Below are 26,617 nucleotides of genomic sequence, written 5' to 3'. Positions count from 1 at the left end.
ATCAAGAGCCACCCCGGCCGCCCGTTCGGGCTTCGCCGTCCCACAACGGCCAACATCCCGTACGACAACGGCCAACACGGCGTACCAGTTCGGCCAACACGGCGTACGACAACGGCCAACACGCGGGGAGGGGTTCAACCCCACCGGCGTGTTGGCCGTTGTGGTACCGCGTGTTGGCCGTTGTGGACGGTGTGTTGGCCGTTGTGGGCTAGATGCCGTTGAGGAGGCTCATGGCCAGTTCGGGGACGAAGGCGCCGGAGTCGGTGCCCTTGCCGGTGCCGCAGTCGCCGTCGGAGGCGCCGGGTTGCTTGATCCAGAGGAGCGCGTCGGGTACCTGGGGGGAGGAGCCGTCCACCGAGGGGGACTGGCCGATCTTGCGGCCGGGTGGGTTGCACCATTCGCCGTTGGAGCCGTTGCCGTTGCGGCTCACGTCGATGATGAACCCGTGTTTGCCGCCGCCGCGGGCGGAGATCGCGGCCTGCACCAGCCTGCCGTAGGCGATGGCCTCGTTGGTGGTGTTGAAGTTGGACACGTTGACGGCGAAGCCACGGGCTCCGCTCACCCCGGCGTCGATGAGGCGCTGGGCCAGGGTGCCGGGCGGGTTGTACCTGCCGTCACCGCCGTCGAGGTAGGTCCAGGTGTTGGGGGCGCGCTGGCTGAGGGTCGCGACCGCCTCGGCGAGCATGCGCAGCCGGTCCTGCTTGCCGGTGGGGTCCAGGCAGGACAGGTGGATCAGGGCGTCCGGTTCCAGCACCACCAGGGCAGGCGTCTTGCCGATGGCGTCGGCCACCGTCTCCACCCACTGGCGGTACTTGTCCACCGAACCGGCGCCGCCCGCGGAGTGGTTTCCGCAGTCCCGGTTGGGGATGTTGTACGGCACCACCACGGGGAGCTGGTCCTCGCGGGCGGCGGCCTGCACGTAGGCGCCCAGCCAGCTCCGGATGTCGCCGTCTCCGCCGATCCAGCGGGCCATCGGCTGGGCGGCGATGCGTTCGTTGATCAGGTGTGCCCGGCCGTCGCCCTTGTTGGCGCGCACCCAGCGGGCGGCGTTGCTCTCCGAGTCCACGAACAGGCCCCTGGTCTCCGCGATGGGGCTGGGCGCGGCGGGCCCGGCGGGCGGGCGGGGCTGGTTGCCCGGTTTGCTCGTGGGCGGGTTGCCCGAGGGCGCCGGGGCCGGCATCGAGCCGGACGGCAGCTCGGGCACCGAGGTCGAATCGGCCAGGGCCGGTGGTTCCGTCGAGCTGGAGGGGGCGGCCGCGGGCTCCGGAGTTGTGCACGCGGCCACGGCTAAGAGCACCGCGAGCGCGGTCGCCGCCAACCCCCGTCGGCGCGCTGTGTTCGATCCCATCAGCTTTGCTCCCGTGTGGGTTTGTTTTTCCCCTGCTGGGGGTGCCAGAACCTGTGAGACTAAGACCCTTCCCTGAAGGTCGCGACTGGTCGATGGGGTGATGCGCCGTTCAGCGCACGATCGATGTGGTGCCGTCGGGCGTACCAGCCCACGCCGACGATGGCGGCCGTCAGCGCACCGCCGAGTGCCACGTCCAGCAGCGGTGACTCGGCGAAGGCGCGGATGGCCAGCAGTCCGGTGACCGCGAGCAGCCCGGCCAGCGCCGGGTAGGCCAGCCCCTTGGCCAGCGCGCCGAGGGAGATCCCGGCGCGGTGCAGCCGCCAGGCGTGCACCGGCACGGCCACCGTGAAGGCGACCACCGCCTGCGCCCAGCCGACCCCGACCAGCCCCCACATCATCGCCGCGAAAATGGTCGCGGGCACCAGCGCGACCAGCCAGGACACGTTCACCAGGGCCGAGGACAGCGGGGCGCCCACGGCCAGCAGCAGGTGGAAGGCGAGATCGGTGAGCACCCTGGCGACCGCGGCGATGGCCAGCGCGCTGAGCACGTGCGCGGCCGGCGCCCAGACCGAGCCGTAGATCACCTCGACGATCGGCCCGGACAGGATCGCCAGCGCCAGCCCGCCCGGCAGCACCGCGATGCCGACCATGCCGACCACCTCGCCCGCGGCCCGGTTGAGATCGACACCGCGGTCCCTGGCCCGGGAGAAGGTCGCCAGCGCGATGCGGTCCAGGGTGGTGGACACGATCGACACCGGCCAGTTGGCCACGTTGTTGGCCACGTACAGGAAACCTAGAGCGGTGCCGCCGAGCACGCTGCCGGTGACCACCTGGGGCACCGCGTTGGACAGCACGATCACGATGCCGGAGGCCACCACGGTGATCCCGTACCGGCCGACCTCGCCGAAGTGCCCGCGATCGAAACCGAAGCGCGGCAACTGCCTGCTCACGCACAGCAGCACCACCACGACCACGAAGGTGCCGGCGACGTGCCCGATGGCCAGCGCCCAGGCGCCGAAGCCGGCCAGGGCCAGCCCGCCGGTCAGCGTCAGGTTGACCACCACCCCGGACAGGTCGGCCACCATCCGGCTGGCCTGACGCAGTTCCCTGGTCAGCAGCGCGCCAGGCACGGCGGCGAAACCGTCCAGGAACACGTTGGCGGCCAGCAACCGCACGATGTCGGTGGCACCGGGGCTGCCCAGTCCGGTGGCCAGCGCGGGCGCGATCACCAGGCACAGCACGAAAGCCGTGGTGCCACCGCAGACCGCGACCGTCCACGCGGTGGGCAGCAGTGGCCGCACATCGCCGGAGTGCCGCACCACCGAGGCGGCCGCGCCGAGGTCGTTGAAGGTCAGCAACAGCATCTGCACGATCAGCGCGGCGGCGTAGATGCCGAACTCGTCCGGGGTGAGCAGCCGGGCCAGCAGCACGCCGAGCAGGAAGGTGCCCAGCCGGGACAGCAGTGTGTTGAGCAGGCTCAGGCCAAGGCCGCGGCGGAAGCGCCCGCCGAGTTCGGCCTGCTGCACGGCTCCGTCGGCGGCGGTCACCGGTCGGCTCCGAGTGCCTCGGTGGTCCACTCGCTGAAGTAGCTGCCGGCGTGCACCGCGTAGTCCACGGTCACCTCCGGCAGGTGCTCGACGCGGAGTCGCGCGGAGAGCCGATGCACCAGTTCCCAGTCCTCTCGGGGGTGTACCCAGCCGGGCCTGGCCCATGGATCGAAGCGCAGGCCGGGGAAACGGCGCACGGCCAGCGCGTTGACGTCCACCCAGGCGGTGTCGGCGTGCGCGCGGCGGTCGAAGTCCCGGCCGAGGATGTCCACTGTGGACCCGTCGGGGCGGGTGCGGTGCAGGTCGGTGTAGACCAGTCCGGCGCCGCGGCGCAGTGCGGGCAGCACGGTGGCCAGGTGGTGCGGGCGCCAGGTGTTGTCGTCGTCGAGGAAGGCCACGAACGGCGATCGGGTCAGCCGGATGGCGACGTTGCGGGCCAGTCCGGGGCTGTGGTGGTTGCGCCCCAAGGACAACACGGTCAGCCGCGGGTCGGCTGGCAGCTCGCCGAGTTCGCCGCCGCCGTCGTCCACGACGATCACCGACAGGTCGGTGACGGTCTGCGCGAGCGCGCTGCGCACCGCCCGGCCCAGTGCTTCCGGCCGCCGGTAGGTGGGCACCGCCACGGTGACCAGCGCGGTCGGCCGCACCGGCAATGTCGGTGCCAGCCGGGCGATCTCACTGTCCTCCGCCTTGGCCGCCGCGGTCCGGTCGGCGGCGAACTTCAGCCGCCACCAGCCCTCGGCCACCACATAGCGCCCGACGGTGCGGCGCAACGCCTGTTTCACCCCGTCGGGCAGCAGCCCGTAGTCCCGGTTGCCCATCCTCACCCTTCCGCGAGCTGAGCTGAGACCTCGGCGGTGGCGGCCGGGTTGGTCGGGAACCCGGCGAGCAGCCGGGCACGTCCGGTCAGCAGTTCCCGCAGCGCGCGCCGGTGCGTGCCGCGCCGCAGCGGGAGTCGCAGCGCCTGGCCGAGCACCAGGGCGAGCCAGCCGGCCACGGCGGCGCGGCGGGACTCCCAGGTGGCCAGGTGCACGACCTTGTTGGTGATCAGTTGCGCCCACAGCGCGGGCGAGACGCCGAACTCGCCGCCGCGGTGCAGCGCGTGCGCGCGCGGGGCCTGCCGGATCCGCCAGCCGGCGTCGGTGACCCGGCGGCAGTAGTCGGTCTCCTCGGAGTAGAGGAACAACTCGGCGCGCCAGCGGCCGACCCGGTGCGCGACCCCTGGCGCGAGCATCAGCGCGGCCCCGTTGGCCCAGTCGATCCGCTCCCTGGCCGGTCCGGGCGGCAGCTGCTCGCCGTAGGCCCCGGCACGCGCGCCCAGCAGCGTCTCGGCCAGCACCCGCAGCGGGGTGGGGCGGCGGCGCAGGGTGGACTCGGGGTGGCCGTCCGGGTGGCGCACCAGCGGCACCGCGATGCCCACCGCGGGATCGGCGCAGACCTCCAGGAGTTCGCGCACCGCACCGGATTCCAGCCGCACGTCCGGGTTGAGCACCAGCACGGCCTCGTCCGGGCCCGCCAGTTCCAGGCAGGCGTTGACCCCGGCCGCGTAGCCCAGGTTGCCGCCGGTGTGCAGCACGGTGGCCTTGGGCGCGAGTTCGGCGACCAGTTCGGCGCTGCCGTCGCCGGAGGCGTTGTCCGCCACCACCAGCCGCCACTCCGGCACCCCGTCCAGGGCGGCGGGCAGGGCGTCCAGGAAGGCGGGCAGGTCGGCCGCGGAGTTGTAGGTCACCACGGCCAGCACCACGCCGGGTACTCGCGGGCTCATCGTTCTCCTCCGGCTTGGGTCACGATCGCGCCCGCCATCCCGATCATCAGGAAGGTCAGCGCCTGGAACTGGGGGAAGGACAACGCGTCGAAGGTGGCGAAGCAGACCGCGCACACCACTAGTCCCGCGGCCACCGCCCACGCCGCGTCGCGAAGCTCGGGCGCGATGGTGCCAGGCCGCCGGAAGATCCGCCAGGCCAGCCAGGCCGGGATCAGCAGCAGGACCACCAGGGCGAGCACGCCGGGCAGGCCGGATTCCACCGCGGTGAGCAGGTACTGGTTGTCCAGGTAAGGCTGTGGTGGCGCGGTGTAGGTGCCGAAGCCCTGGCCGCTCAACGGCGCGGCGGCCAGTTTCTCCGCCACGTAGCTGTAGTCGTCCAGCCTGCCGGTGAGGCTGTTGTCGGTACGCGCGCCCAGGATCGAGTTGCCAAGCACCTCGGCCAGCCTGGGCACCGCTACCGCGGCGAGCGCGACCCCGCTGCCCAGCAGCACCACCCCGGTGCCCCAGCGCAGGCCGCCGATCCGGGGCAGGCTCAGCAGCAGCACGATGACCAGGCCGAGCAGGCCGGTGCGGGAGATGCTGACCACGATGCCGCCGCCGAGCACGGCCACGCAGGCCCACCACAGCAGCGGGTGCCGGGCGTGCCTGGTCAGGTGCAGGGCCAGCGGGACGGCGGTGGCGCAGACCGCGGCCAGTTCGATCGGGTGGTTGGCGAAGCCCAGCGCGCGTTCCAGGCCGCCGCGGGCCAGGTCCACGGTGCCAAGGCCCTGGGCGGTCAGGCCGGGGAAGCTGAGGTAACCACGCAGGTCGATCTTGAGCGCGAAGTGCACGCCCGCGGCGAAGGCGGACACGGTGGCGCCGAGCACCACCGCGCCGAAGACCGCGCGCAGCATGGCAGGCCGGTTCAGGCCGTCGCAGGCCAGCAGCGCGACCCCGGTGCACACCGCCAGCAGCAACGTGTTCCGGTCCGCCGAGCCGAGCCGGTCATCCGGCACGCCGAGGAACAGCGCGAGCGCGTTGGCCGCGGCGAAGACCAGCAGCGCGCCGAAGAGGGTGGCCCGCACCGGGTTGGGCGCGGGTTTGAGGCCGAGGCCGCCGCCGAAGCGGGCCACCAGCCACCACAGCAGGCACAGCGCGCCCAGCAGGCGGCCGGGGGTGAGCGAGCCGCCGACCCCGGAGATCACCAGGTTCTGCGGCAGCGCGAACAGCAGCGTGGCCGCCACCAGCACCCGGTGCGGTGGCAGCCGCCGTGCCGGGGCGACCGGGACGGCCGCCACGCGCACGTTCACTGGCGTTCCTGGGGGAGGACTTCGGCCACCTCCGCGAGCTTGATGTGCTCGGTGGCCTCCGCGTCGGAGTCCTGCAACCGCTTGCGCGGCGAGGGTTTGGGCTCGGGTTCCGGTGCGGGCGGCTTGACCCGGTTGCCCCGGCGGTCCACCAGGATCACGGTGAGCACCACGATGATCAGGCCGATGCCGCCGGTGATGCCCAGCGCGCGCAACTGCCCGGCCCTGGTGGTGCTGACCTCGTTCGGCGAGAGCACCTCGTTCAGGGTGAGATGTTGCTCGACCGGCACCAGCAGGGTGTCCTGCCGCCGCTTGAGTTCGTCCTTGATCCGCTGCGTGGCCAGCTGCCCGGTCTTGCGCACCGCGGCCTCGCTGGTCCCGGTGGCGATCACGGTGATGAACGGACTGTCCACTGTGGACACCCCGCCGCCCTCGTTGGAGACCTCGAGGGCCGCGGTGCCGCCCTGGGCGGCCAGCTCCCTGCGGGTCTGCGGTGCGTTGAGCACCGCGATCACCACGACCGCGATCTGCCCCTGCGAGCGATCCATCGCGGCGAAGGGGTTGCGGTCCTGGCCACCGTACTGGCGCAGGACCATGGTGAGGCTGTTCGCCCGGTACTGCTGCGGCACCGCGAAGGCGACCGCGCCCAGTAGCAGGACCAGCCCGGCGAGCAGCAGGGCGGTGAGCTTCCACCGTCGCCGCAACACCCGAATGACATCCAATGCGTCCACGTGCTCTCTCCCGATCACCGATCGTCCGGGCGTCCCGGCCCGGTGATCATTCTCGCGCCGTCCACCGCTGCCCGCGCCACGTTGCGCGCCATCGGTACCGCGTTGGCCTGGAACCAGGGTCGCAGCGCCCACAGCGCCCTGCCCAGTTCGGTCCCCCGCAGTGGTGAGTTACGCACCGCTTTGAGGTACCAGCCCGCCTCCTCGACGTTGGGCAGCACCAGTTTGCGCCCGTCGGTGCGCTGTTGCCGGTACCAGTCCCGCTGGGAGACGCTCTGGGTCAGTCTGCGCTCGTGCAGCCGGTGGAACAGCAGGTCCTGTTCCACCTCGGCGAAGGGTCCGTGCAGCGCCAGTTCGGCGACCAGGATGCGGTCGTTGTTCTTCACCGGCGGCAGCAACAGCGTACGCAGCAGCACGTCCCGCTTCATCAGGCCGTAGCAGTGGTAGTTCTCGTGTTCCAGCCCGATCAGGTCGCGCAGCCGCACCACCGGGTCCAGGTGGTTGGTCCGGCACGGGTTGCGCCAGACCTCCAGGGTGTTGCCGTTGCTGTCGATCTGCCGGGCGGCGCTGAAGGACAGCACCGCGAACGGGTCCCGTTCCAGGGCTTCCAGCAGCAGCCGCAACCGGTCCGGGTGCGAGGCGTCGTCGGAGGCCGCCCACAGGAAGTAGGGGCTGTTGACCTCGCGCACCAGCATGTTGTGGTTGGCGGTGACGCCAACGTTCTCGGTCCGGCGCTGGTAGTGCACGCGTTCGTCGTTGGCGGCCAGTTCGCGGCAGATGTCCTCGGTGCCGTCGTCGGAGCAGTTGTCCGCGATGTGCAGCTCGAAGTCCACCCCGCGCTGGGCCAGCAGCGAGTCCAGCGCGCCCTGCAGGTACGGCTTGCCGTTGCGCACCGGGAAGCCGATCGCGATGGGCGCGGGGGCCTTGCCGATGAGCGCGGGAGCCGGACGCGGGGCACTGGCGGGTCGGTCGTCGGTCGGGGCGCTCATCGGGGGTTCCTCTCGGCTCGGCGGCTGCGCGGCTCGTGGCTCGGGTTCGGCGATGACCCAGCCGGTGATCTCCGGGTAGGCGGCCCGGACCTCGGTGAGCAGGTCCGGCAGGAACAGCAGCACCTCATCGGGCGCGGCCGCGATCAGCTCGGGTGGCGCGACCACGGGCACCCCGCTGCCCGGCATCCGCCGTCCGTGCTTGGCCGGGGAGGCATCGGCCACCGCCGGCAGGAGTTCTGGTCCGACCCCGGCCGCGCACAGCAGCGCGACGGCCCTGGAGGCGGCCCCGTAGCCGAGCACCCTGGTCCCGGCGGCCCGCCGCTGGGTCAGGTAGCCGTGCAGGGCCTTGGCGCTCACGCTGACCTGGCGCTGCAAGGTGGCCAGCACGGCCGGGTCGGTCACGCCGAGGGAGTTCTCCCCGATCAGCAGCGCGGACAACCCGGGTTCGGGCGCGGCCGGTCCCTTGACCGCGGCCAGCAGCACGGTGCCGCCGTAGAGGTCGAACACCCAGGCCGCGCGCGGGCTGAGCCCGGCCACGGTGAGCATCCTGGCCAGCGCCGGGGTGGAGTAGTAGGCGTAGTGGCCGTGCCGCAGCGCGTTCCACTGTCCACATCGGAGGATGGTGGCCAGCGAGTGGAACTGCACCAGCAGCACGCCGCCGGTCTCCAGGCGGTCCACCCGTTCCTTGAGCGCGGCGGCCTGGTCGGCGTGGTGCATCAGCCCGAAGCAGTCCAGCACCACCTGGGCGGTCTCGCCGGGCGCGACCGGATGCAGGCCGCGTTCGGTGAGCCGGGGCAGCCAGGAACCGCCGTGCGGGCTGCCGTACTCGGCGACGGTGGCCCCCTCCGGCAGCAGCCCGGCTGCGGCCACCCGGTGCACGGCGTCGGCGGCCTGCTCGGCCAGCGCGGCCGGTTCGGTGGCCCGAGGCTCCTCGGGCACGGTCGGGTCGTCGAGCAGCTGGGCCAGTCCGCAGTTGTCGCACAGCCACAGCTGCAGCGGGTAGGCCGGATCTGGCCCGGGGTCGGTGGCCGACGGGAAGTGGTCGCAGGCGGGCTGGGTGTGCAGGTCCAGCACGACCGCGCCCCGGCCACCGCGGCAGAACCGGCAGGCGTGCCGAGGAGCGGTGGCGGATTCTCCTTGTGCCGCAACGACACTCTTCTGGTCAGTGCGCATCGGTGCCTCGCTGGGGCAGGATGCCCGGGTGGAGATTCGCCGCACCGACCTCGCCGACGTCCTGCTGTTCGTGCCCGCCCCGCACCACGACGGCCGGGGCCTGTTCACCCGCACCTTCGACGCCGACATCGCCGCCGCGCACGGCCTGGACCCCGACTCCTTCCGGCAGGACTCCCAGTCCAGGTCCAGGGCCGGGGTGCTGCGCGGCATGCACGGCCGGATCGGTCGCGGCGAGGCCAAGCTGGTCCGCTGCGCCCGCGGCGCCGTGCACGACGTGCTGGTCGACATCCGACCCGGCTCGCCCACCTTCGGCCACCACCAGGCCTTCCGGCTCGACGACGAGACCTTCGCCCATCTCTATGTCCCGCCGGGCTTCCTGCACGGCTTCCAGGTACTGAGCGAGACGGCTGACGTGTGCTACCGGATCGACCGCGCGCACGACCCCGCCGAGGACGTCGCGGTGCGCTACGACGACCCGGACCTGGCCATCCCCTGGCCACACCCGGTCCAGACGATCAGCCCCCGCGACGCCGCCGCCGGCACCTGGGCGGCGTTGCGCGACACACTGCGCTAACCCCTCCCGGGCGTGTTGGCCGAACTCGTACGCGGTGTTGGCCGAACTGGTACGCGGTGTTGGCCGTTGTGGGCGGCCCGGCAGGACCCGACCGTCCGTATCGGCCAACCTGGCGTACGACAACGGCCAACGTGGCGTACGACAACGGCCAACACTCGGGGGGATGGGGGCGGTCACGGGACCGGCTCCCAGACCGGGCGGAGGTCCTCGGCCAGGGTGCCTGCCGCCATCCGGTCGGAGAGGCGGGGCAGGCGGGTGAAGGTGCGTTGGAAGGTTTCCTGGGTCAGGTTGTACTTCCGGTAGGCGTCGGCCAGTTCCGCTGCCCCGCCCAGGACTGTCCACTGTGGACGGTACTCGGGCAGTGCCTCGGTGATCTTGGCGAAGTCGACCCGGTAGGAGCGCGGGTCGTTGCCTGCCTCGCCGGTGATCAGCAGTTCCGCGCCGGGCACCGCGGCCACCACCGATTCGGCGATCTGGGCCACGGTGAGGTTGTTCTCCACCATGCCCACGTTGAACGCCTGGCAGTGCACGGTCTCCGCGGGCGCGTGCAGCGCGGCCAGGAAGGCCGCGGCGATGTCGGCGGCGTGCACCAGCGGCCGCCAGGGCGTGCCGTCGGAGAGCACCCGGACCTGGCCGGTGAGGATGGCGTGCCCGACCAGGTTGTTGAGCACGATGTCCGCGCGCAGCCGCGGTGAGAAGCCGAAGGCGGTGGCGTTGCGCAGGAACACCGGGCTGAACCCGGCCCCGGCCAGGTTGACCAGGTCGTCCTCCACCCGCACCTTGCTCTCCGCGTACGGGGTGACCGGCCGCAGCGGCGCGTTCTCGCCGACCAGCTCCTCGCCTGCCGCGCCGTAGACCGAGCAGGTGGAGGCGTAGAGGAACCGGGTGACCCCGGCCTCCTTGGCCAGCCGGGCCAGCCGCACCGAGGCGGCGTGGTTGATGTCGTAGGTCAGGCCGGGGTCCAGCGAGCCGAGCGGGTCGTTGGACAGCGCGGCCAGGTGGATCACCGCGTCGAACCCGGCCACGTGCTCGGCGGTGACATCGCGCAGGTCGACGAGGTGGCCGTCCGGATCGGCGGGCTCGGGGCCGAGCACGCAGTCGGCGAAGAGCCCGGAGTCAAGGCCGTGCACCTGGTGCCCGGCCGCGATCAGCGCCGGGGCCATGACACTGCCCAGGTAACCCTGGTGCCCGGTGAGCAGCACCCGCATGGATCTCACCCTTCTGTGTCCAGCCGGAGCTGGATCTTGTCCGTGTGGAAGGCCTCCGCGTACCGGGCGCGGGTCTGCACGCCGCGGATCCGGGCGAGGCCGAGGAAGGTCTCCCGGTCGAACCAGTCCTTCGCCCGCTGCGACGGGTAGTGCTCGTCCAGCAGCGCGGCCTTCGCCTGCGCGACGGTGGGTTCGAGTGGCTGGAAGACGGTGGGCTGGGCGAGGTCGCTCTCCCACTTGAGGATCTCGTAGCCGAGGCGGAGCTGGTCCCGGAAGACCTGGGGGACCAGTTCGGCCAGGGCGCGGTGGTCCTGGTGCACGTCGTGCGGGGCCGGGGCGAAGACCAGCTGGGCCTCGACCCGGTCCCGGAAGGCGGCCAGCTCGTCCTTGGCCCGGCCCCAGTGCTGGGGCACCCGGCCGTCGGGCAGGTCGAGCACGGTCACCTCGAGGTCCGCGCCGGGACAGAACGCGGCCAGTGCGGCGCGTTCCTCGTCCTCGCGCTTGGTTCCGGCGCCGGTGAGCACCAGCGCGCGCACCCGTTGCCCCGGCCGGGCCGCGCACAGCGACAGCAGCGTGCCGCCGCAGCCGATGGCGATGTCGTCGCAGTGCGCGCCGAGCACCACCACGGGCGCGGGTCCGGCCGGGGACAACGAGAGCACCTCACACCCCGCTCAACCGGAGCACCTTGGCCACGGGCGCGGAGTCCACGGCGGCCGCGGACTCCTGTTCCCACAACATCCACGGCCGGTCACCGGCCTGGTACCCCTGTTCGAGTGCGACCCGCTCCTTGACCGTGTCCGCGGGCTGCCAGAAACCGCGGTAGGGATAGGCCAGCAACTTGCCCTGCTTGGCCAGTGCGCCGCAGCCGTCCTCGACCAGGTCGCCGTTCTCCGGGATGTGCTCGAAAACCTCCGGGCGCAGCACGAAGAAACCGCCGTTCTCCCACAGCGGCAGGCTGCTCACCGGGGTGATCCCGGAGACCTTGCCGTTCTCCCCCAGGTCCACGCAGTGGAAGGAGGACTGCGGCGGCACCACCATCATCGAGGCCGAGGCGCCGCTGGTGCCGAACCGGCGGACCATCTCATCCAGCGGGGCGTCGGTGAGCACGTCGGCGTAGTTGGCCAGGAACATCTCCTCGCCCTCGAGGAGGTGCCGTACCCGCCGCAGCCGCTCGCCGATCGGCGAGTTCTGGCCGGTCTGGGCGAAGGTGATGGTCCAGTCACTGATGTCGGTGGAGAGCAGCTCGACCTTGCCGTCACGCAGCACGAAATCGTTGGACGTGGTTTCGGCGTAGTTCAGGAAGAAATCCTTGATGTACTGCGCGCCGTATCCCAGGCACAGGATGAAGTCCTTGTGCCCGAAATGCGCGTAGTACCTCATCACATGCCAGAGCAACGGCCGTGGGCCAACCGGGTGCATCGGCTTGGGCAGATCGTCGGCGGAACCGTTGCGCATGCGCATCCCGTAACCACCGCAGAACAGCACTACCTTCATGGGTTCACCTCATTGTGTCCGCCGGCCGTGCCTGCAGCGGGATCGACTATCGAGAGTCGCGGAATGGGAAAAACCAGACGACCGCCCCATTCCGCCACACCGCGGAGTTGTTCGGTCAACTCGGCGCGCAGGTTCCACGGCAGCACCAGGACGTAGTCCGGGCGGTCCGCCTCGATGCGCTCCACCGGCAGCACCGGGATCCGGGTGCCGGGGGTGAACCGCCCGTGCTTGTACGGGTTGCGGTCCACGGTGTAGCGGAGCAGATCGGGCCGGATGCCGCAGTGGTTGAGCAGGGTGTTGCCCTTGCCGGGCGCGCCGTAGCCGACCACGGTCTTGCCGGCCTCGGCCGCGTCGAGCAGGAAGCGCAGCAGATCCCGGCGCACCCGCTCGACCTGCCGGGCGAACTCGCCGTACCCGGCGACGGTGTGCAGCCCCGCCGCGGCCTCTTCCTCGAGGATCGCGGCGACCCGTGGACCGGGTTCCCCGGCGATCTCACTTGGCCGCGCCCACAGCCGGATGGACCCGCCGTGGGTGGGCAGCAGCTCGACGTCGAGCAGGGTCAGCCCGCCGCTGGCCAGCGCGCGCTGGGCGGAGGCGACGGTGTAGTACTGGAAGTGCTCGTGGTAGATCGTGTCGTACTGGGTCTGCTGGACCAGCGTGAGCAGGTGCTGGACCTCGATGGAGACCCAGCCGTCCTCGGCCACCAGCGCCCGCAGGCCCTGGCTGAAGCCGAGCACGTCCGGGATGTGCGCGTAGACGTTGTTGGCCACCACCAGATCGGCTGGCCCGTGTTCGGCGCGCACCTTCGCCCCGGTCTCCGGGGAGAGGAACTCGGTCACGGTGGGCACGCCCTTGGCCCTGGCCGCCTCGCCCACGTTCACCGAGGGCTCGACGCCGAGGCAGCGGATGCCCCTGGCCAGCACGTGCTGCAGGAGGTAGCCGTCGTTGCTGGCCACCTCCACCACGAACGAGTCGCCGTCGAGCCCGAGGCGCTGGGCGGCCTCGGTCACGAACTTCTCCGCGTGCGCCACCCAGGAGGTGGAGAAGGAGGAGAAGTAGGCGTACTCGGTGAAGGTCTCCTCGGGCGTGATCAACGGCGGCAGCTGCGCGAGCAGGCAGTCCGCGCACACCCGCAGGTGCAGCGGGAAGGTCTGCTCGGGCAGGTCGAGTTCCGCGGCGGTGAGGAAGTGCTCACACGGCGGGCTCGCGCCCAGGTCGACCACGCTGTGCAGCGCGGCGGAGCCGCACAGTCGGCAGGTCATCAGTAAGCACCCCGCCCACCGACGACCGCCGACGCGGTCTTCCACAGGATCACCAGGTCCATGAACAACGACCAACTCTCCACATAACGCAGGTCAAGCCGCACCGACTCCTCCCATGACAGGTCGCTGCGCCCGCTGACCTGCCACAACCCGGTCAGACCGGGTTTGACGAGCAGGCGCCTGCGGGCATCGGGGCCGTAGCGGGCGACCTCCTCCGGCAGCGGCGGGCGCGGACCGACCAGGGACATCGAGCCGGCGAGCACGTTGAAGATCTGCGGCAGCTCGTCCATCGAGTAGCGCCGCAGCACCGCGCCGACCCTGGTCACCCTGGGGTCGCTGCGCATTTTGAACAGCGGTCCGGCGGCCTGGTTGGCCCCGGCCAGCTCGGCCTTGCGGTGGTGCGCGTCCGGCACCATGGACCGGAACTTGAGCATGGTGAACATCCGCCCGTCCCGGCCCACCCGCGACTGCCGGTACAGCACAGGGCCGCGGCTGGTCGTCTTGATCGCCAGCGCGATGACCAGGAACGCCGGGCTGAGCAGCACGGCCAGCAGCAGCGCGGACAACCGGTCCACCACCGCCTTGACCAGCCAGCCCGCTCCGCTGAAGGTGGGCGCGCTGACCCAGAGCATGGTCAGCCCGAACACCGGGGCCACGTGCAGCCGCGGTCCGGCGATCTCCACCAGCGAGGGCGCCACGACCAGTTCGGCCGTGCTGCCCTCCAGCTCCCAGGCCAGCCGCTGCAGCCGGGCCGGGGTCCAGTCGGTCGACCCGGCCACGGCCACCATCCGGTAGCCGCCCAGCCGGACCCGGTCGACCAGGTCGTCCAGGTCGCCGACCACCGGCACGCCGGCGATCTCCCCCGGCACGCGGCGGCCGTAGCCCGCCCCGTGCGGGGTGCAGACGGCTTCCACCCGCCAGCCAAGGTGTGAGTCCTTGCGGGTGCGTTCGATCAGGTCGCGCACTGCCTCCGGGCTACCGGCGGCCAGCACCGGCAGCAGGCAGCTGCCGAGCCGGCGGCGCCGGTGCAACACCCGGCGCAGCAGGTAACGCACCGGGATGGCGATCCCGGCGAAGGCGGGCAGCGCGGCGAAGACCCAGCCACGCAGTCCCTGGATGTCGGTCGCCAGCGCGACCAGCGCCAGCGCGACCATGCCGGTGAGCGCGGCGCGCCCGACCCGGCGGAACTCCTCGGGGCCCTGCCCCAGCACCCGTGGATCCCAGGCCCGGCTCAGCGGCAGCGCCAGCAGCGCGGTCGCCCCGGTCGCCAGGCCCAGCATCAGCGCGAGGCGGCTGGTCCCGGCCGCCTCGGTGGTCTTGAACACGCCGACCGCCACCACCGCGCAAACGATGGTCAGCAGGTCTCCCACCACGACAGCCAGTTGGTAACGCAGCTCCCACCCTGCGAAAACCTTCCGGGCCTGTAACGCGGGGGCCTCGGTTGCCGATAATTTCTTCTCTCCCGTTTGCCACAAAGCGGCTCGCACTTATTCACCTCGCGGTAACGCCACCGTTTTTTGGGCACAGAAGAGCCACGATTGTTACCTAATCCCCCGTGACCAGGTAACGGTCAACGCCTGCCTGTCGGAGACTTACTGAAAGCCGCCTGGCCGCGCCCAGGCTGAAGCTTCTGTCGCCGTAGATTCCGCGCTGCGTGAAACTCCCCGTCCCGAACGGAAGGTAGTCGACGACAAAAACAGACAAAAATCGTCCGAACGGGGGACGCAACTGACCGGTAGTCAGCTTTTACTCCATTTGGTCTAGAGAATGACCCCGAACAGCCTATTAACCCAGCTGCCGTTTGGCCCCTCTGGGATCACTCGGAGACATCGGCCACAGCCGACTCGTTACGACTCGGTGACCTCATTTCACCCGCACGAGGGACCTTCGGAGAGGTACTCCGGTCCACCGGCGGGCGGGCTACCGGGATGTTCAGCCGGGACGGGTCCGGCCGGGCGGGTTTGGTCAGGTAGGGCCGCAGCAGCCGGGTGAGCGCCAGACCGGGGGCCAGCAGCGGAACCATGCCCGAAAGGGCAGCCGCGACGGCGCCCGCGGTGAGCACGTCCATGGGCAGCAGCCGGGGCCGCCGGTCGACCAGCTTGCCGCGGTTGGGCAGCGCGCACAGCGCGAGCAGCGCGATGAACCCTGCCAGCACGCCCACCGCCCTGGAGATGGCGGGCTGATAGCCCAGCCCCTCGGCGGCGGCCATCACCACCAGCCAGCCGGCCAGCGCGGGCAGCTGGGCGCGTTCGCTGGTGGCCGCCCAGAGCAGTCCGGCCGCCCAGGCCGCCGCGGTGAGCACCCCGGCGTGCGCCGGATCACGCAGCCAGGCGCCGACCACGTCCAGCCAGCCGGTGGCGCCCGCGCCGAAGCGGGCCAGCACCGCCCTTGGCGCGTCCAGCGGGGTGAACACCGCGCCGGTGGTGGTGAACTGGGCGCCGACCCAGACCAGCACCCACAGCGAGATGGGGAAGGCCAGCACCAGCTGCCAGCGTGGGCGGGTGACCGCCGCCGCCCAGGCACCGGGGAGTTCACGCCACCTCGACCACACCACCGCCACGGATCGATCCTGGTGCGCTCGCGTTCGGTGAGCAACCCACGACAGAGCGCGGTCGATGGAAAATCGTTCAACCGGGGAATTGTTGCCCCGGCAGTAGAGTGCCCCCATGCACCACGGCGGCTATCCCCAGGGCGGCAGCGCGGCGTTCCTGCTGGCGCAGCTCGGATTCGCCGCGGCCCGGCGCTTCGCCGAGCGGCTGGCCCCGCTGGACCTGGAGCCCCGGCACGTGGGGCTGCTGCGGATGGTCGCCGGGGCCGAGGGCCAGTCCCAGCAGGCCATCGGCGAGCGGATGCGGATCGCACCCAGCCGGATGGTCGCCTTCGTCGACGACCTGGAACAGCGCGGCCTGGTGCAGCGCAGGCGCAACCCGGCCGACCGCCGCGCCTACGCCCTGTACCTGACCGACCGCGGCCGCGACCTGCTGGAGACCGCACTGGCCGAGGCCGCCACCCACGACGCGGAGGTCACCGCCCCGCTGACCGAGGAGGAGCGGACCCGGCTGCACGAGCTGCTGACCAAGCTGGCCGGCGCGCAGGACCTGGAGCGACACCGGTTCCCCGGCGGGCACCCGCGCGCCACCCGCGAGTGCTGAGCGGCGAGGAGGAGCAGTGACAGGCTCGCGGAAGAAGGTCCCGCTCAGCGATCCGGACCGGTACCGGGAGGTGCTCTCCGCGGCCCGCGCGGTGCTGGCCGAGGTCGGCTACGAGCGGTTCAACATGGACCTGGTCGCCCGCCGCGTGCAGGCCAGCAAGGCCACCCTGTACCAGCGCTGGCCGTCCAAGGCGGCGCTGATCATCGACGCCGTGCACGCCTACCGGGCCCGCCCGGAGTGCCCGGACACCGGCTCGCTGGTGGAGGACTTCCGGGTGCTGGGCCGGATGGCCGTCGCGCAGAGCAGCGCCGACACCCGCGGCCTGGTGATCGGCCTGCTGGAGGGCAGCCGCCGGGACGAGGAACTGGCCAGGCTGTACCAGGAGCGCATGCAGCAGTCCGGCCCCGACCTGGCCGACCTGGTGGTCCGCCGGGCCGAGGCCCGCGGCGAGCTGGCCCCCGGCGTGGACCCGGAGATGCTGCGCGACCTGGTGGGCGCGCTCTACCTGTTCCAGTTGCTGGTGCGCGGGGTGCCGCCGGACGACGCGCTTATCGATCGGGTGGCCGACGGGCTGATCGCGCCGCTTTCCACCGAACGGGCGATCTCCGCCGCCCAGCAGACCCCCGGGGCAGCGCCCTAGGTTCCGAGGTATGACGGCTGCCGTTGAGGTCGAAAGCGGGTCCAGGACCAACCTGGTGTTCGGCGCGATGGTGCTCGGCCTGCTGCTGGCGGCCCTGGACCAGACCATCGTGGCCACCGCGCTGCCCACCATCGTCAGCGAGCTGGGCGGGGCGAACCACCTGTCCTGGGTGGTCACCGGCTACATGCTGGCCGAGACCATCGCCACCCCGCTGTTCGGCAAGTTCGGCGACCTGTTCGGGCGCAAAGTGGTCTTCCAGATCTCGGTGGCGCTGTTCACCGCGGGCTCGCTGTTCTGCGGGATGGCCACCGGCATGTTCGGCCTGGTCGCGGCGCGGGCGTTGCAGGGCTTCGGCGCCGGCGGGCTGATGGTGACCTCGATGGCGCTGGTGGCCGACCTGATCCCGCTGCGCGAGCGCGGCAAGTACCAGGGCCTGATGGGCTCGGTCTTCGGCGTGGTCACGGTGGCCGGGCCGCTGCTGGGCGGGCTGTTCGTGGACCAGCTCAGCTGGCGGTGGGCCTTCTACATCAACGTGCCGCTGGGCCTGCTGGTGCTGCTGGTGGCCGGCGCGGTGATGCCCAAGGTGCCCAAGGGCTCCCGGCCGGTGATCGACTACCTGGGCATCCTGCTGCTGGCGCTGGGCGCGGGCGGGCTGACCCTGGTGACCAGCTGGGGCGGCACCACCTACGCCTGGGACTCCGCGGAGATCCTCTGGCTGGGGGTGGCCTCGCTGGTGGCGGTGGCGCTGTTCGTCTGGGTGGAGCTGCGCGCGAGTGAGCCGGTGCTGCCGATGCGGCTGTTCCGCGGCCGGGTGTTCTCCGTCTCCGGCGTGCTCAGCTTCGTGATCGGCTTCGCCATGTTCGGCGGCATCACCTACCTGCCGATCTTCCTGCAGGTGGTGCAGGGCCACTCGGCCACCGAGTCCGGGCTGCGGATGCTGCCCATGGTGGCCGGGCTGATGGCGGCCTCGATCTTCAGCGGCAACATGGTCGGCCGCACCGGCCGGTACCGGCACTTCCCGATCATCGGCACCGGCATCACCGCGGTCGGCCTCTGGCTGATGTCGCACCTGGACCGGGAGACCACCCTGGTCACCGCCTCGCTGTACATGATCGTGCTCGGCATCGGCATCGGGCTCGGCATGCAGGTGCTGGTGATCGCGGTGCAGAACACCTGCGACTACGCCGACCTGGGCGCGGCCACCAGCGGCGTGACCTTCCTGCGCACCCTGGGCAGCTCCTTCGGCGTCGCGGTCTTCGGCGCGATCTTCTCCGCCCAGCTCACCGCCAACCTGGCAGGCGCCAACCTGCCGCCCGGCTTCGATCCCGGCGCGGCCGCCAACCCGGAGATGATCAGGCACCTGCCCGCCGAACTGCTCGGCCCGCTCGCCACCGCCTACCAGGACAGCCTGCAGACGGTGTTCCTGTGGGCGCTGCCGGTGGCGCTGCTGGCCTTCGCCATCGCCTGGCTGCTGCCCGAGGTCAAGCTGCGCGACTCGGTCCGGGACAAGTCCGGCGACCTGGGCGAGGCATTCGGCATGCCCGAATCGCACACCAGCGAACAGGAGCTGGAGAAGTCGGTGGCCGCGGTCTGGCAGCGCCGCCGCAAGGAGCTGCGACCGCTGCTGCGCGAACGGCTGCGGCACTGCATGGACGAGACCGACGCCTGGCTGCTCGGCCAGATCTTCCGCAACAGCAAGCAGGAGGGCCGCACCACCCTGGCCGAGATCGCCGAGCCGCTCGACCTGCCGCCGGGCATCCTGGCCCCCACCGCCGAGGACCTCATCCGGCGCGGGCTGCTGGTCCGCGACGGCGACTGGCTCAGCTTCACCACCGAGGGCGAGCAGGCCGTGGTGCGGCTGGCCGGGGTGTGGCGGGAATGGCTCACCGAGCTGCTGACCACCGAGGACCCCGACCGCGAGGCCGAATTGACCGCCGCGGTGGACCGGCTGGCCCGCCGCATGATCGCCGACCACACCACGCTGCGCGAACGCCGCTGGGATCGAACCGGTCACGCCGCGCACACGTGAGCACGGCCCCGGCAACAGGTTGGCCAAAACCTCCTACGGAACGAGCCCGATCGGGTTAAAGTCCACCGCTCGTCTCACCGTTCCAAGGAGTACACCGTGCAGTTCGGCATCCTGCTTCTCGTCCTGGGCGTCGGTTCCTTCGTCCTGCCCATGATCGGCTTCCAGTTCAGCCTGATGAGCCTCATCGAGGACTACCAGCCCTGGGCCGGCATCGGCGTCGCCGCCATCGGCGCGATGATCACCATCGCGTTCATGCTCAACCGCAAGCCGCAGGTCGCGGACGGCCAGCAGGCCGCCTGAGCAGAGCTTCTCTGGGGGAGATGACCACCTGCTGAGCCGGGTGGTCGTCTTCTTGCCCGTGCCCTAGGGCTGGACCAGCCTGCGGTCCCCGCCGAACAACCCGGCCGGGTCGTAGTGCGCCTTGACCGCCGCCAGCCGCTCCCGGTACTCCGCAGGGAACGCCGCGGCCACCTGCTCCGGCAGCCCACCGGCCTCCGGCGGCGCGAGCAGGAAGCTCATCAGGTTGTGCCCGGTCCGGTAGGGCGCGCACACCTGTGCCACCTTCCGGCCGAACTCCCCGGCCTCGGCCACGCTGGTCTCATCCGGCGTCACCGCCATGGTGAACACCAGGAACTCCGCGCCCTCCGCGCCCAGTCGCGCGCCCGCGCCCGCCACGTGCCTGGCCTCCAGCGAGACGAAGGACTCCCCCGTCCTGGCCAGCTCCACCAGACCGGCGGGCAGCTCGGTCACCGCGGTGGAATACCCGGTGCGCGGCAACGGTTTCACCGGGTCGTTGGTCACCGTGTCGATCTCCCGGTAGGCCATCTCGCGGAAGCTGTCCAGCACCGCGCCCGGCCGGGAACGCAAGGGGCGCAACACTTCCACCGCCGCCGACTCGCCACCGGCGTAGACCCCGCGCAGGGCGACCAAGGTGCGGCCGCGCAAGGGTTCCGGCAGTGCGGGGCTCTCCGGGTACTGCAGGAAGGTCAGCGCGGAGGTCAGCTCCAGCGGGGTGCCCGCCACCCAGTCCCGGTACAGCGCGAAGACCTCGGCGGCGTCCTCGATCGGCCAGTAGGTGGCCCCGGCGAAGACCTGCGGGACCGAGACCAGGCCCAGGCGCAGCTTGGTGATCACGCCGACGTTGGGGCCGCCGCCGCGGACCGCCTGCCACAGCTCGGGTTCGCGGTCGGTGTCGACCCAGCGCAGCCTGCCGTTGGCGGTGACGATCTCCGCGGCCAGGATGCTGTCCGAGCAGAGCCCGTGCTTGCGGGCCAGCCAGCCGGAGCCGCCGCCGAGGGCGTAGCCGGTGACGCCCAGGTTGCCGGAGGAGCCGGACAGCCCGGCCAGGCCGTAGGGGTGCGCGGCCTCCAGGAGTTCCTGCCAGCGGGTGCCAGCGCCCACCTCGGCGGTGCGGGCCACCGGGTCAAGGCGGATGCCGGTGAGCGCGCTGGTGTCCAGCAGCAGTCCGCCCTCGGCGGCGGCCAGCGCGCCGTGACCGGTGGACTGGACCCGGACCGGCAGGCTCAGCTCGGCGGCGAAGCGGACCGCGGCCTGCACGTCGGCGGCGTCGCCCGGGGTGACCACGACCTCGGGGCGATGCCGGATCCGGCTGTTCCACCCGGTGCACACCTCGGCGTAGCGCGGCATGTCACTGGTGATGATCCGGCCGGTCAGCCAGCTCAGCTGTTCGCTCACCCGGGAAGCAGACCACAGACCGGCGGAGATCAACAGGCGTAGAGCGGGTTCGGATGCACCGGCGCGCAGTACCGGATGTGCAGGTGGTTGTCGTGGTTGTCATACCGGGTGGTCAGGCCGGCCCTGATCAACTCGGGATCGTTGAAGAAGATCAGTTTCACCCGGCCGGGGGCGGCCGAGCGCAGGGCCTGCACCAGCGCCCTGGTGGCGGCCCGGTCGTAGCCGGCGGACTGCCAGGTGATCCGGCCCGCGGTGCACTGCGCGCTGTCGGTGCGGATCGGCCACAGGTCGGCGTCCAGGCCGACCTCGTGGCTGGCGTGGCCGCCGATGTCGCCGCCGTGTTCCTTGCTGATATCACCCAGCGGCACTTTGCCCTGGCCGGTGGCGGCGAAGGTCCGGGCCGCGGCCTCCAGCTGGCCGATGGCGGACGCGGTGCCCCAGTTGGCGGTGCCGTTGCCGTCCGGGTCCTTGTCGCACAGGTTGGTCAGGTCGGGATAGTCGTAGTGCCACAACAGGTTCCGCCAGGTGTCCGGACCGGCCACGCCGTCGGCGCCGATCCCGGCGTGCTGCTGGAAGGCCAGCACCGCGGACCGGGTGGCCGCGTCGAAGGTGCCGTTGACCGGCAGGCTCAGCCCGCGTTTGGCGTTGAGCTGGGCCTGCAACGCCGAGACCGCCGCACCGCTGTCCCCCTGGCGGCGGGTGACCAGCAGCGCGCCCCAGGTCGCCGCGCCCGCGACGCCGTCCACCGCCAGTCCCTTGGCCTGTTGGAAGGCCCGGACCGCGGTGGTCGTGCTCGCGCCGAAGACCCCGTCCGCGGGCGGGGTCTGGCCCTGCTGACGCAGCAGCTGCTGGAGCGCCAGCACATCGGCGCCCCGGTTGCCCGCGCCCTGCGCGGGGAGGAACGCGCCGGGGAAGGCCGCGGCCGGAGCGGCCGTGCTCACCAGCGCCAGGGTCGTCACGGTCAGGGCGAGCGCCGCCCGTCGAACCACACGCGCGAACATGTCAAAATTTTTCGCACATGTCTTACTTCAGGACAATCCTCCACCAGTCGGGAGTCAGAGTGACCCCTGGCCGTTGCGCGGGTCCGGCGGGAACCGGGAGGCGGCCGGGTAGTCCGGCATCTCCGGCAGCTGGGTGCGGTTGGCCGCGAACTCCCGCAGCGCCCGCCCCGGCCCGGCCTGCAGGTGCGCCAGCACCCGGCGCAGCGCCTCGCCGCCGAGCTGGTCGATGTCCACGTCCTGGGCGAAGCCGGAGTCCAGCAGCGACTGCACGATGCCCCGGCTGGTGTCCAGGCTCAGCTTCTCCTGCTCGGCCAGCAGCTGCACCACCTTCGCGGTGTCGCCGGGATGCTCGGCCAGGTGCAGGGCCAGCACCGCGTAGTGCCCGTCCTCGACCAGCCTGCGCAGCCGCTGCGCCCTGGTCACGATCAGCTCGCCCTGCTGCTGGTCGGCCAGCATGGCCAGCCGGTGCTCACGCAGCCGGTGGTCCTGGGTGATCCGCACGTGGCAGCGGAACAACGTCACGCCCTCTGGCAGCACCGCTGGCGAGACCGCGGGCAGCTGGTTGAGCGCGGTCTCGGCCAGCGCGGTGGCCGCCGGGTCGAACCGGCGGGACTCCTGCCGGAGCTGGGCCAGCAGGTGCCTGCGGCACAGCTCCACCGCGTCGGTGAGCCGGTTGCGCACCACCTGCACCGGATCGTGCACCCGCCAGCCGAACTCCAGCTCGGTGTGGAACTGGAACAGGTCGCCGTGGCAGGGCAGCAGGACGGTGGTCAACGCCCAGTGATCGGCCAGGTCCACCTCGTAGAGCCAGCGCACCCCGGTGGAGCGCCATTCCCTGGCACTGGGCATCCGGGTCGGCACGTAGGCGTTGCCGTCCACCGTGGACAGCACGAACGTGGTGTGCGGGCGGGGCGCCGGACGGTTGGCCAGCAGCCTGCGGGCAGGCAGTTCGATCTCACTGCGGATGGGGCTGCGGAGGTCGGCGGAGAGGTGGGGTTCCGCCGTGTGCTCGTCATGGGGTGCGGTCAAGGCCGTGCTCCTCGGACTGGTGACGACAGCGCGTCGAGCACCGCGGCCGCGGCCGCGGTGGCTGGCGGGTCGGCGTCCGGCCAGGTGAGCGCGGCGCGACGCAGGATCTCAACCTCCCTCGGCAGTCGCGCGACGGAGCGGGCCAGCCTGGCCAGGGCCGTGGTGGCGGCGGTATCACCTTCGCAGGACTGTGCCCACCAGCGCAGCACCCACCTGGCCGGGCGATTGACCAGCGGGTCGATCAGCGCCCGCCGCCACAGCCCGGCCAGCGCCAAGGTCGGCTCCGCGCCCTGGTCAGCCCACTGCAACAGCCGCGGCGCGCTGTGCTCGCCCGGTCGGCACAGGTCGGCGCAGAGCTGCAGGAAACCGTAGACCCCCACGTGCCTGCGGTGCGCCCGGTGCGAGGTCGCCCAGCTCTCCACCGTGGCCACCACGGTGGCCAGCAGCGCGTCGTCGGCGGAGCGGGCCAGCTCCACCAGGCTCTGCGAGATCGCGAACACCCCGCCCGGATCGGACTGCCCGGCCAGCTCGCCGAGCACCTCGAAGGCGGTGTCCGGCACCAGGTGCCCCAGTGACTCGCCGAAGGCGCGGGCCGCGGTGCGCCGCAGCTGCCACTCGCCGGAGCGGGACCAGCTGTGCGCCAGCCGCACCACCGCGCCGGTGAGCTGGAAGTCCCCCGCGGCCACGCCCAGTGCCACCAGCGCGGCCTCCCGGCCAGCCGGATCGTCCCCGGCGGCCCATGGCTCCAGCACGGCCCGGCGGAAGGTCTCGAACTCCCTGGACATCAGCAGCCCCACCGCCGCCCCTGCCCCGCCGCGCACCGGCCGGGCGTGGTGCGTGCCCAGCTCGCGCAGCCAGCGCAGCAGCGCGGGGCGGCCGTAGTAGCCGGCGCACCAGAGCTGGTCCACGATCCACGGCCGGTGGTCGGCCTGGCGCAGCCGGACGATCTCGGTGGGCACCCGGCCGTACGGCGTGTGGCTCCAGGCCCGCAGGATCTCGGTGCGGGTGCGCTCGCAGCGCGCCTGGCGGCCGTGCGGCGGCCCGTCCACCCTGGCCGCGGCCCGGCCGGTGGTCAGCCGGTCCAGCCGTTCGGCCAGGTCCACCACGGTGCCGTAGGCCAGGCCGTCGAACATGGCCACGCACAGCAGGAAGGCCCGGTCCGGCGAGGACACCTCGTCCAGCCAGGCCCGCAGCTCCTCCTTGGAGCGCACGGTCAGCCGCTGGGCCAGTTCGGTCACCCCGACGCCGCGGTCCAGCCTGGCCAGCTCCTCGGCCAGCCGGACCAGCGCGGCGGCCTCGAACGGCTCCTGGCAGCTGCCCTCGATCAGCTCGGCCACCGCGTGCTGCCCGGTCAGCTCGGCCACCCGCTCGGCGGCCAGCAGCCTGCCCAGGTGGGCCAGCAGCAGCGCCCTTGGCTCGGGATGGTCGGAGACCGGGAGCTGGCAGGGCTTGGCCGCCGCACCCGCCCCGGCCACGGTGAGCACCAGCCGGGCGCCCCTGGCGGTGACCTCCTCGTCCAGCCGGTGCAGGTCCGCGCCGCGGGCCGCGGTCAGCACGTGCGGCGGCAGATCGGTGACCAGGTAGCCGCGCCCGGCCTTGAGCGCGCCGGTGGGCAGCCGCAGCAGGTCCTCGATCGGCTCGAACTCATACACCTCGCCCTGGCAGCGCTCGGCCAGCAGCACCATGCCCAGCGCGGTCTTGCCCCAGCCCCTCGGCCCGGCCAGCAGCACCAGCCCCGGCCTGGCCAGCCGGTCCCTGATCGCCCCGGCGCTGCCGGGTTCGACGAAGGCGCCGCGGAAGCCGGCCAGCACCGGCGCGGCCACCCGGCGGGCCACCGGCTCGGCGGTGTCCACCCCGCCGCCGCGGCGGCCGACGAAGGAGTCCCGGCCGACCACGTCACCGGTGACATCACCCATGATCACGATCGGCGCGGCCGCCTGCCCGCCGCCACCGGCCGGGCGCAGCGTGCTGACCTGGCGGTGGATCTCCTCCACCAGCGAGACCGAGTCGAGCAGCCGGGCCGGGTTGCTGAGCTGTTCCTTGATCTTGTCGATGGTCAGCGCCCTGGCGGCCTCCCGGTGCGGGCCGCCCTCGCCCTCGGGCGCGCCCGGCCCGCCGCTACCGGCGCGGCCGGTGTGGTCGACCCCGTGGTGTGCCCGATCCGGCAGCGGCTCGGCCAGTCCTCCGACGCGGTCGGCACTCACCATGGCCCGCCGACGTGCTTGTCCCGGCCGACCACGTCACCGTTGACGTTGCCGCGCACGGTGATCGCGGGCGGTCCGCTGCCGCCGCTGTCCAGCTCCAGCCGGGCCAGCGGGGCCAGGATGCCCGGCACGTGCACCCACGCCTCGGCGCTGACCTCCTTGCGATGCACCTCGATCTGGTGGAAGGAGGCCGGGTCGACCGCGCCGTAGCCGTGCCGGACCACCGCGTTGTGGATGGCCTCGGAGACGATCACCACCAGCTCGGCCTCTGGCACCGCGGCCAGCACCTCGTAGAGCGCCTCGCTGCCGACCAGGCGGAAGGCGAAGTTCAGGTCGGTGCCGGACCAGCCGTCCCGGTCCCGGTGCACCTCACCGGCGTGCACCGACATGCGCAACCGGATCTGGCCCTGCTCGCTGGTGAACTGGTTGTGCTGGCGCAGCGCCACCGCGAGCCTGCCGATGAGCGGGTCCAGCAGCCGGACCTTGGACACCGAGGCCGGGATGAGCAGGCACTTGCCGTCCCCTCGGTCCTCGATCGCGAGTTCGTCCCAGTCGATGCCGGACTCCTCGAACGCCTGCTTGAGCACAGCCGTCAGCCCGCTGCGCAGCAGCAGCTGGAACCGGTCATCTCGGGTGCCGAACTTCGCGATGTCCACGACCACGATCGAGAAATGCACCGGGTGGTATTGCATCAGCGTGTGTTTACCCTAAAACCGCAGGTCAATCTGTGATCCAACGCACTTTCGGGGTGTGATTCAGCCTTACGTCCCAAGGTAGGAGTCCAGCCGGGTGGGCGCCAGAATCGTGATCCGCCTGCGTGCGGTGCTGAGCAGACCGTCGTCGCGCAGCTCGGCCAGCGCCCGGGAGACCGACTCCCTGGTGGCCCCGATCGCGCTGCCCAGCTCCTCCTGGGTGAGCTGCGCGGCGATCTCCACCCCGCCGTCGGCCCGCTCGGTGCCGTGGGTGGCGGCCAGCTCGCCGAGGAAGCGGGCCAGTCGCTGGGACACCGTGCAGGTGCCGACCTCCAGCCGCCGCCGGTCAGATTCATCCACTCGGGTGACGAGTAAAGACAGCACGTCGCAGGCGAGTCCGGAGAACTGGCGCAGCAGCGAGCGGAACCGGGCCGAGGCGATCACCACGACCGTCGAGTCGGTCAGCGCGACCACGGTGGCCGAGCGCCGACGTGCTGTTATGGCGCCGAACTCGCCGACCAGCTCACCGCTGCCGCGCAGGGCGAGCACGCTGTCGGTGCCGTCCTGGCTCACCACCGAGATCCGCAGCAGCCCGTGCTCGACCAGCAGGACCGAGTCGGACTCGTTGTCCTGCCTGAACAGCACCGTGCCCCGGCGCACGCTGCGACGACGCCCGACGTCGGCCAGTAAAACCCGGCTGGCCGCCCCGAGCCCTTCCACGCTCATAGAGGAAGGGTCGACGTTGACGCCAGGGAATATGGAGGGGAAAGGTCCACTACTCACCCGATAGCCAGCAGATAA

At 71.9% G+C, this 26,617-nt stretch carries 24 protein-coding genes; 5 read left to right on the top strand and 19 right to left on the bottom strand.

Translation table 11 applies throughout. The annotated features are described in order from the left end of the window. Window positions 1-208 precede the first annotated feature (208 nt). Genes HNR67_RS13310 through HNR67_RS13280 form a run of 7 tightly spaced genes read right to left on the bottom strand, consistent with a single transcriptional unit; the run spans window position 209 to window position 8,836 of the window. Complete coding sequence (locus HNR67_RS13310) at window positions 209-1,348, bottom strand: glycoside hydrolase family 6 protein (RefSeq protein ID WP_185002339.1); 1,140 nt, start codon at window positions 1,346-1,348, stop codon at window positions 209-211. Window positions 1,349-1,407: 59 nt separating this feature from the next. Beyond that, a complete protein-coding gene (locus HNR67_RS13305; protein WP_185002338.1) occupies window positions 1,408-2,895 on the bottom strand; it encodes an oligosaccharide flippase family protein in 1,488 nt (495 codons plus the stop codon). Next, window positions 2,892-3,716 carry a glycosyltransferase family 2 protein gene (locus tag HNR67_RS13300; RefSeq protein WP_185002337.1) on the bottom strand — a complete coding sequence of 275 codons (825 nt, stop codon included), beginning with the start codon at window positions 3,714-3,716 and terminating at the stop codon, window positions 2,892-2,894. Before HNR67_RS13300 ends, HNR67_RS13305 begins: the two co-directional genes overlap by 4 nt. Before the next feature lie 2 nt (window positions 3,717-3,718). Next, the gene (locus HNR67_RS13295; RefSeq protein ID WP_185002336.1) at window positions 3,719-4,660 is read right to left on the bottom strand and encodes a glycosyltransferase family 2 protein; all 942 of its coding nucleotides are present in this window, start codon (window positions 4,658-4,660) and stop codon (window positions 3,719-3,721) included. Further along, window positions 4,657-5,949 carry an O-antigen ligase family protein gene (locus tag HNR67_RS13290; protein WP_185002335.1) on the bottom strand — a complete coding sequence of 431 codons (1,293 nt, stop codon included), beginning with the start codon at window positions 5,947-5,949 and terminating at the stop codon, window positions 4,657-4,659. Before HNR67_RS13290 ends, HNR67_RS13295 begins: the two co-directional genes overlap by 4 nt. Continuing rightward, window positions 5,946-6,677 carry a hypothetical protein gene (locus HNR67_RS13285; protein WP_185002334.1) on the bottom strand — a complete coding sequence of 244 codons (732 nt, stop codon included), beginning with the start codon at window positions 6,675-6,677 and terminating at the stop codon, window positions 5,946-5,948. Before HNR67_RS13285 ends, HNR67_RS13290 begins: the two co-directional genes overlap by 4 nt. Window positions 6,678-6,691: 14 nt before the next feature. After that, window positions 6,692-8,836 (bottom strand): glycosyltransferase, encoded by a 2,145-nt coding sequence (locus tag HNR67_RS13280; protein ID WP_185002333.1) that lies wholly within the window; start codon window positions 8,834-8,836, stop codon window positions 6,692-6,694. A 28-nt stretch (window positions 8,837-8,864) separates the two neighbouring features. Between HNR67_RS13280 and HNR67_RS13275 the strand changes: the two genes are divergently transcribed. Further along, on the top strand, window positions 8,865-9,410 hold the full coding sequence (locus HNR67_RS13275) for a dTDP-4-dehydrorhamnose 3,5-epimerase family protein (protein ID WP_185002332.1): 546 nt from the start codon (window positions 8,865-8,867) through the stop codon (window positions 9,408-9,410). A 173-nt stretch (window positions 9,411-9,583) separates the two neighbouring features. On the opposite strand, the gene HNR67_RS13270 is transcribed toward HNR67_RS13275, so the two are convergent. From HNR67_RS13270 to HNR67_RS13245, 6 genes are all read right to left on the bottom strand, one after another. Next, a complete protein-coding gene (locus HNR67_RS13270; RefSeq protein ID WP_185002331.1) occupies window positions 9,584-10,618 on the bottom strand; it encodes an NAD-dependent epimerase/dehydratase family protein in 1,035 nt (344 codons plus the stop codon). 5 nt (window positions 10,619-10,623) lie between these two features. Continuing rightward, window positions 10,624-11,277 (bottom strand): PIG-L deacetylase family protein, encoded by a 654-nt coding sequence (locus HNR67_RS13265; protein WP_185002330.1) that lies wholly within the window; start codon window positions 11,275-11,277, stop codon window positions 10,624-10,626. Between the two features lies 1 nt (window position 11,278). Then, window positions 11,279-12,112, bottom strand: coding sequence for a glycosyltransferase family protein (locus HNR67_RS13260; RefSeq protein ID WP_185002329.1), 834 nt, complete (start codon window positions 12,110-12,112; stop codon window positions 11,279-11,281). Next, complete coding sequence (locus tag HNR67_RS13255; protein WP_185010587.1) at window positions 12,109-13,377, bottom strand: class I SAM-dependent methyltransferase; 1,269 nt, start codon at window positions 13,375-13,377, stop codon at window positions 12,109-12,111. The genes HNR67_RS13260 and HNR67_RS13255 overlap by 4 nt, the downstream gene beginning before the upstream one ends. Beyond that, window positions 13,374-14,747 (bottom strand): sugar transferase, encoded by a 1,374-nt coding sequence (locus HNR67_RS13250; RefSeq protein ID WP_312987157.1) that lies wholly within the window; start codon window positions 14,745-14,747, stop codon window positions 13,374-13,376. The genes HNR67_RS13255 and HNR67_RS13250 overlap by 4 nt, the downstream gene beginning before the upstream one ends. 443 nt (window positions 14,748-15,190) lie before the next feature. Then, the gene (locus HNR67_RS13245; RefSeq protein ID WP_185002328.1) at window positions 15,191-15,934 is read right to left on the bottom strand and encodes a hypothetical protein; all 744 of its coding nucleotides are present in this window, start codon (window positions 15,932-15,934) and stop codon (window positions 15,191-15,193) included. Between the two features lie 106 nt (window positions 15,935-16,040). Between HNR67_RS13245 and HNR67_RS13240 the strand changes: the two genes are divergently transcribed. The 4 genes from HNR67_RS13240 (at window position 16,041) to HNR67_RS13225 (ending at window position 19,495) form a co-directional block, all read left to right on the top strand. Beyond that, window positions 16,041-16,526 (top strand): MarR family winged helix-turn-helix transcriptional regulator, encoded by a 486-nt coding sequence (locus HNR67_RS13240; RefSeq protein ID WP_185002327.1) that lies wholly within the window; start codon window positions 16,041-16,043, stop codon window positions 16,524-16,526. A gap of 16 nt (window positions 16,527-16,542) precedes the next feature. Next, window positions 16,543-17,166, top strand: coding sequence for a TetR/AcrR family transcriptional regulator (locus tag HNR67_RS13235; protein ID WP_185002326.1), 624 nt, complete (start codon window positions 16,543-16,545; stop codon window positions 17,164-17,166). Window positions 17,167-17,176: 10 nt separating this feature from the next. Next, window positions 17,177-19,195 carry an MDR family MFS transporter gene (locus tag HNR67_RS13230; RefSeq protein WP_185002325.1) on the top strand — a complete coding sequence of 673 codons (2,019 nt, stop codon included), beginning with the start codon at window positions 17,177-17,179 and terminating at the stop codon, window positions 19,193-19,195. A gap of 96 nt (window positions 19,196-19,291) precedes the next feature. Beyond that, window positions 19,292-19,495 carry a hypothetical protein gene (locus HNR67_RS13225; RefSeq protein WP_185002324.1) on the top strand — a complete coding sequence of 68 codons (204 nt, stop codon included), beginning with the start codon at window positions 19,292-19,294 and terminating at the stop codon, window positions 19,493-19,495. Between the two features lie 63 nt (window positions 19,496-19,558). Here the strand turns inward: HNR67_RS13225 and HNR67_RS13220 are convergent, their stop codons facing one another. The 6 genes from HNR67_RS13220 to HNR67_RS13195 form a co-directional block, all read right to left on the bottom strand. Next, window positions 19,559-20,890 carry an FAD-binding oxidoreductase gene (locus HNR67_RS13220; RefSeq protein WP_185002323.1) on the bottom strand — a complete coding sequence of 444 codons (1,332 nt, stop codon included), beginning with the start codon at window positions 20,888-20,890 and terminating at the stop codon, window positions 19,559-19,561. Between the two features lie 29 nt (window positions 20,891-20,919). Then, window positions 20,920-21,891 carry a penicillin-insensitive murein endopeptidase gene (locus HNR67_RS13215; RefSeq protein ID WP_185002322.1) on the bottom strand — a complete coding sequence of 324 codons (972 nt, stop codon included), beginning with the start codon at window positions 21,889-21,891 and terminating at the stop codon, window positions 20,920-20,922. 54 nt (window positions 21,892-21,945) lie between these two features. Further along, complete coding sequence (locus HNR67_RS13210) at window positions 21,946-22,920, bottom strand: hypothetical protein (RefSeq protein ID WP_185002320.1); 975 nt, start codon at window positions 22,918-22,920, stop codon at window positions 21,946-21,948. Beyond that, window positions 22,917-25,127, bottom strand: a complete 2,211-nt coding sequence (locus HNR67_RS13205; protein WP_185002319.1) for a hypothetical protein — start codon at window positions 25,125-25,127, stop codon at window positions 22,917-22,919. Before HNR67_RS13205 ends, HNR67_RS13210 begins: the two co-directional genes overlap by 4 nt. Beyond that, the gene (locus tag HNR67_RS13200) at window positions 25,121-25,801 is read right to left on the bottom strand and encodes a hypothetical protein (protein WP_185002318.1); all 681 of its coding nucleotides are present in this window, start codon (window positions 25,799-25,801) and stop codon (window positions 25,121-25,123) included. The genes HNR67_RS13205 and HNR67_RS13200 overlap by 7 nt, the downstream gene beginning before the upstream one ends. A gap of 84 nt (window positions 25,802-25,885) precedes the next feature. After that, complete coding sequence (locus HNR67_RS13195; RefSeq protein ID WP_185002317.1) at window positions 25,886-26,542, bottom strand: Crp/Fnr family transcriptional regulator; 657 nt, start codon at window positions 26,540-26,542, stop codon at window positions 25,886-25,888. Between the last annotated feature and the right edge of the window lie 75 nt (window positions 26,543-26,617).

Origin of the sequence: Crossiella cryophila, from assembly GCF_014204915.1 — a bacterium.
Taxonomy (GTDB): domain Bacteria; phylum Actinomycetota; class Actinomycetes; order Mycobacteriales; family Pseudonocardiaceae; genus Crossiella; species Crossiella cryophila.
The sequence above is the reverse complement of the archived record's forward strand: the minus strand, read 5'-3'. Positions and strand labels throughout refer to the sequence as shown.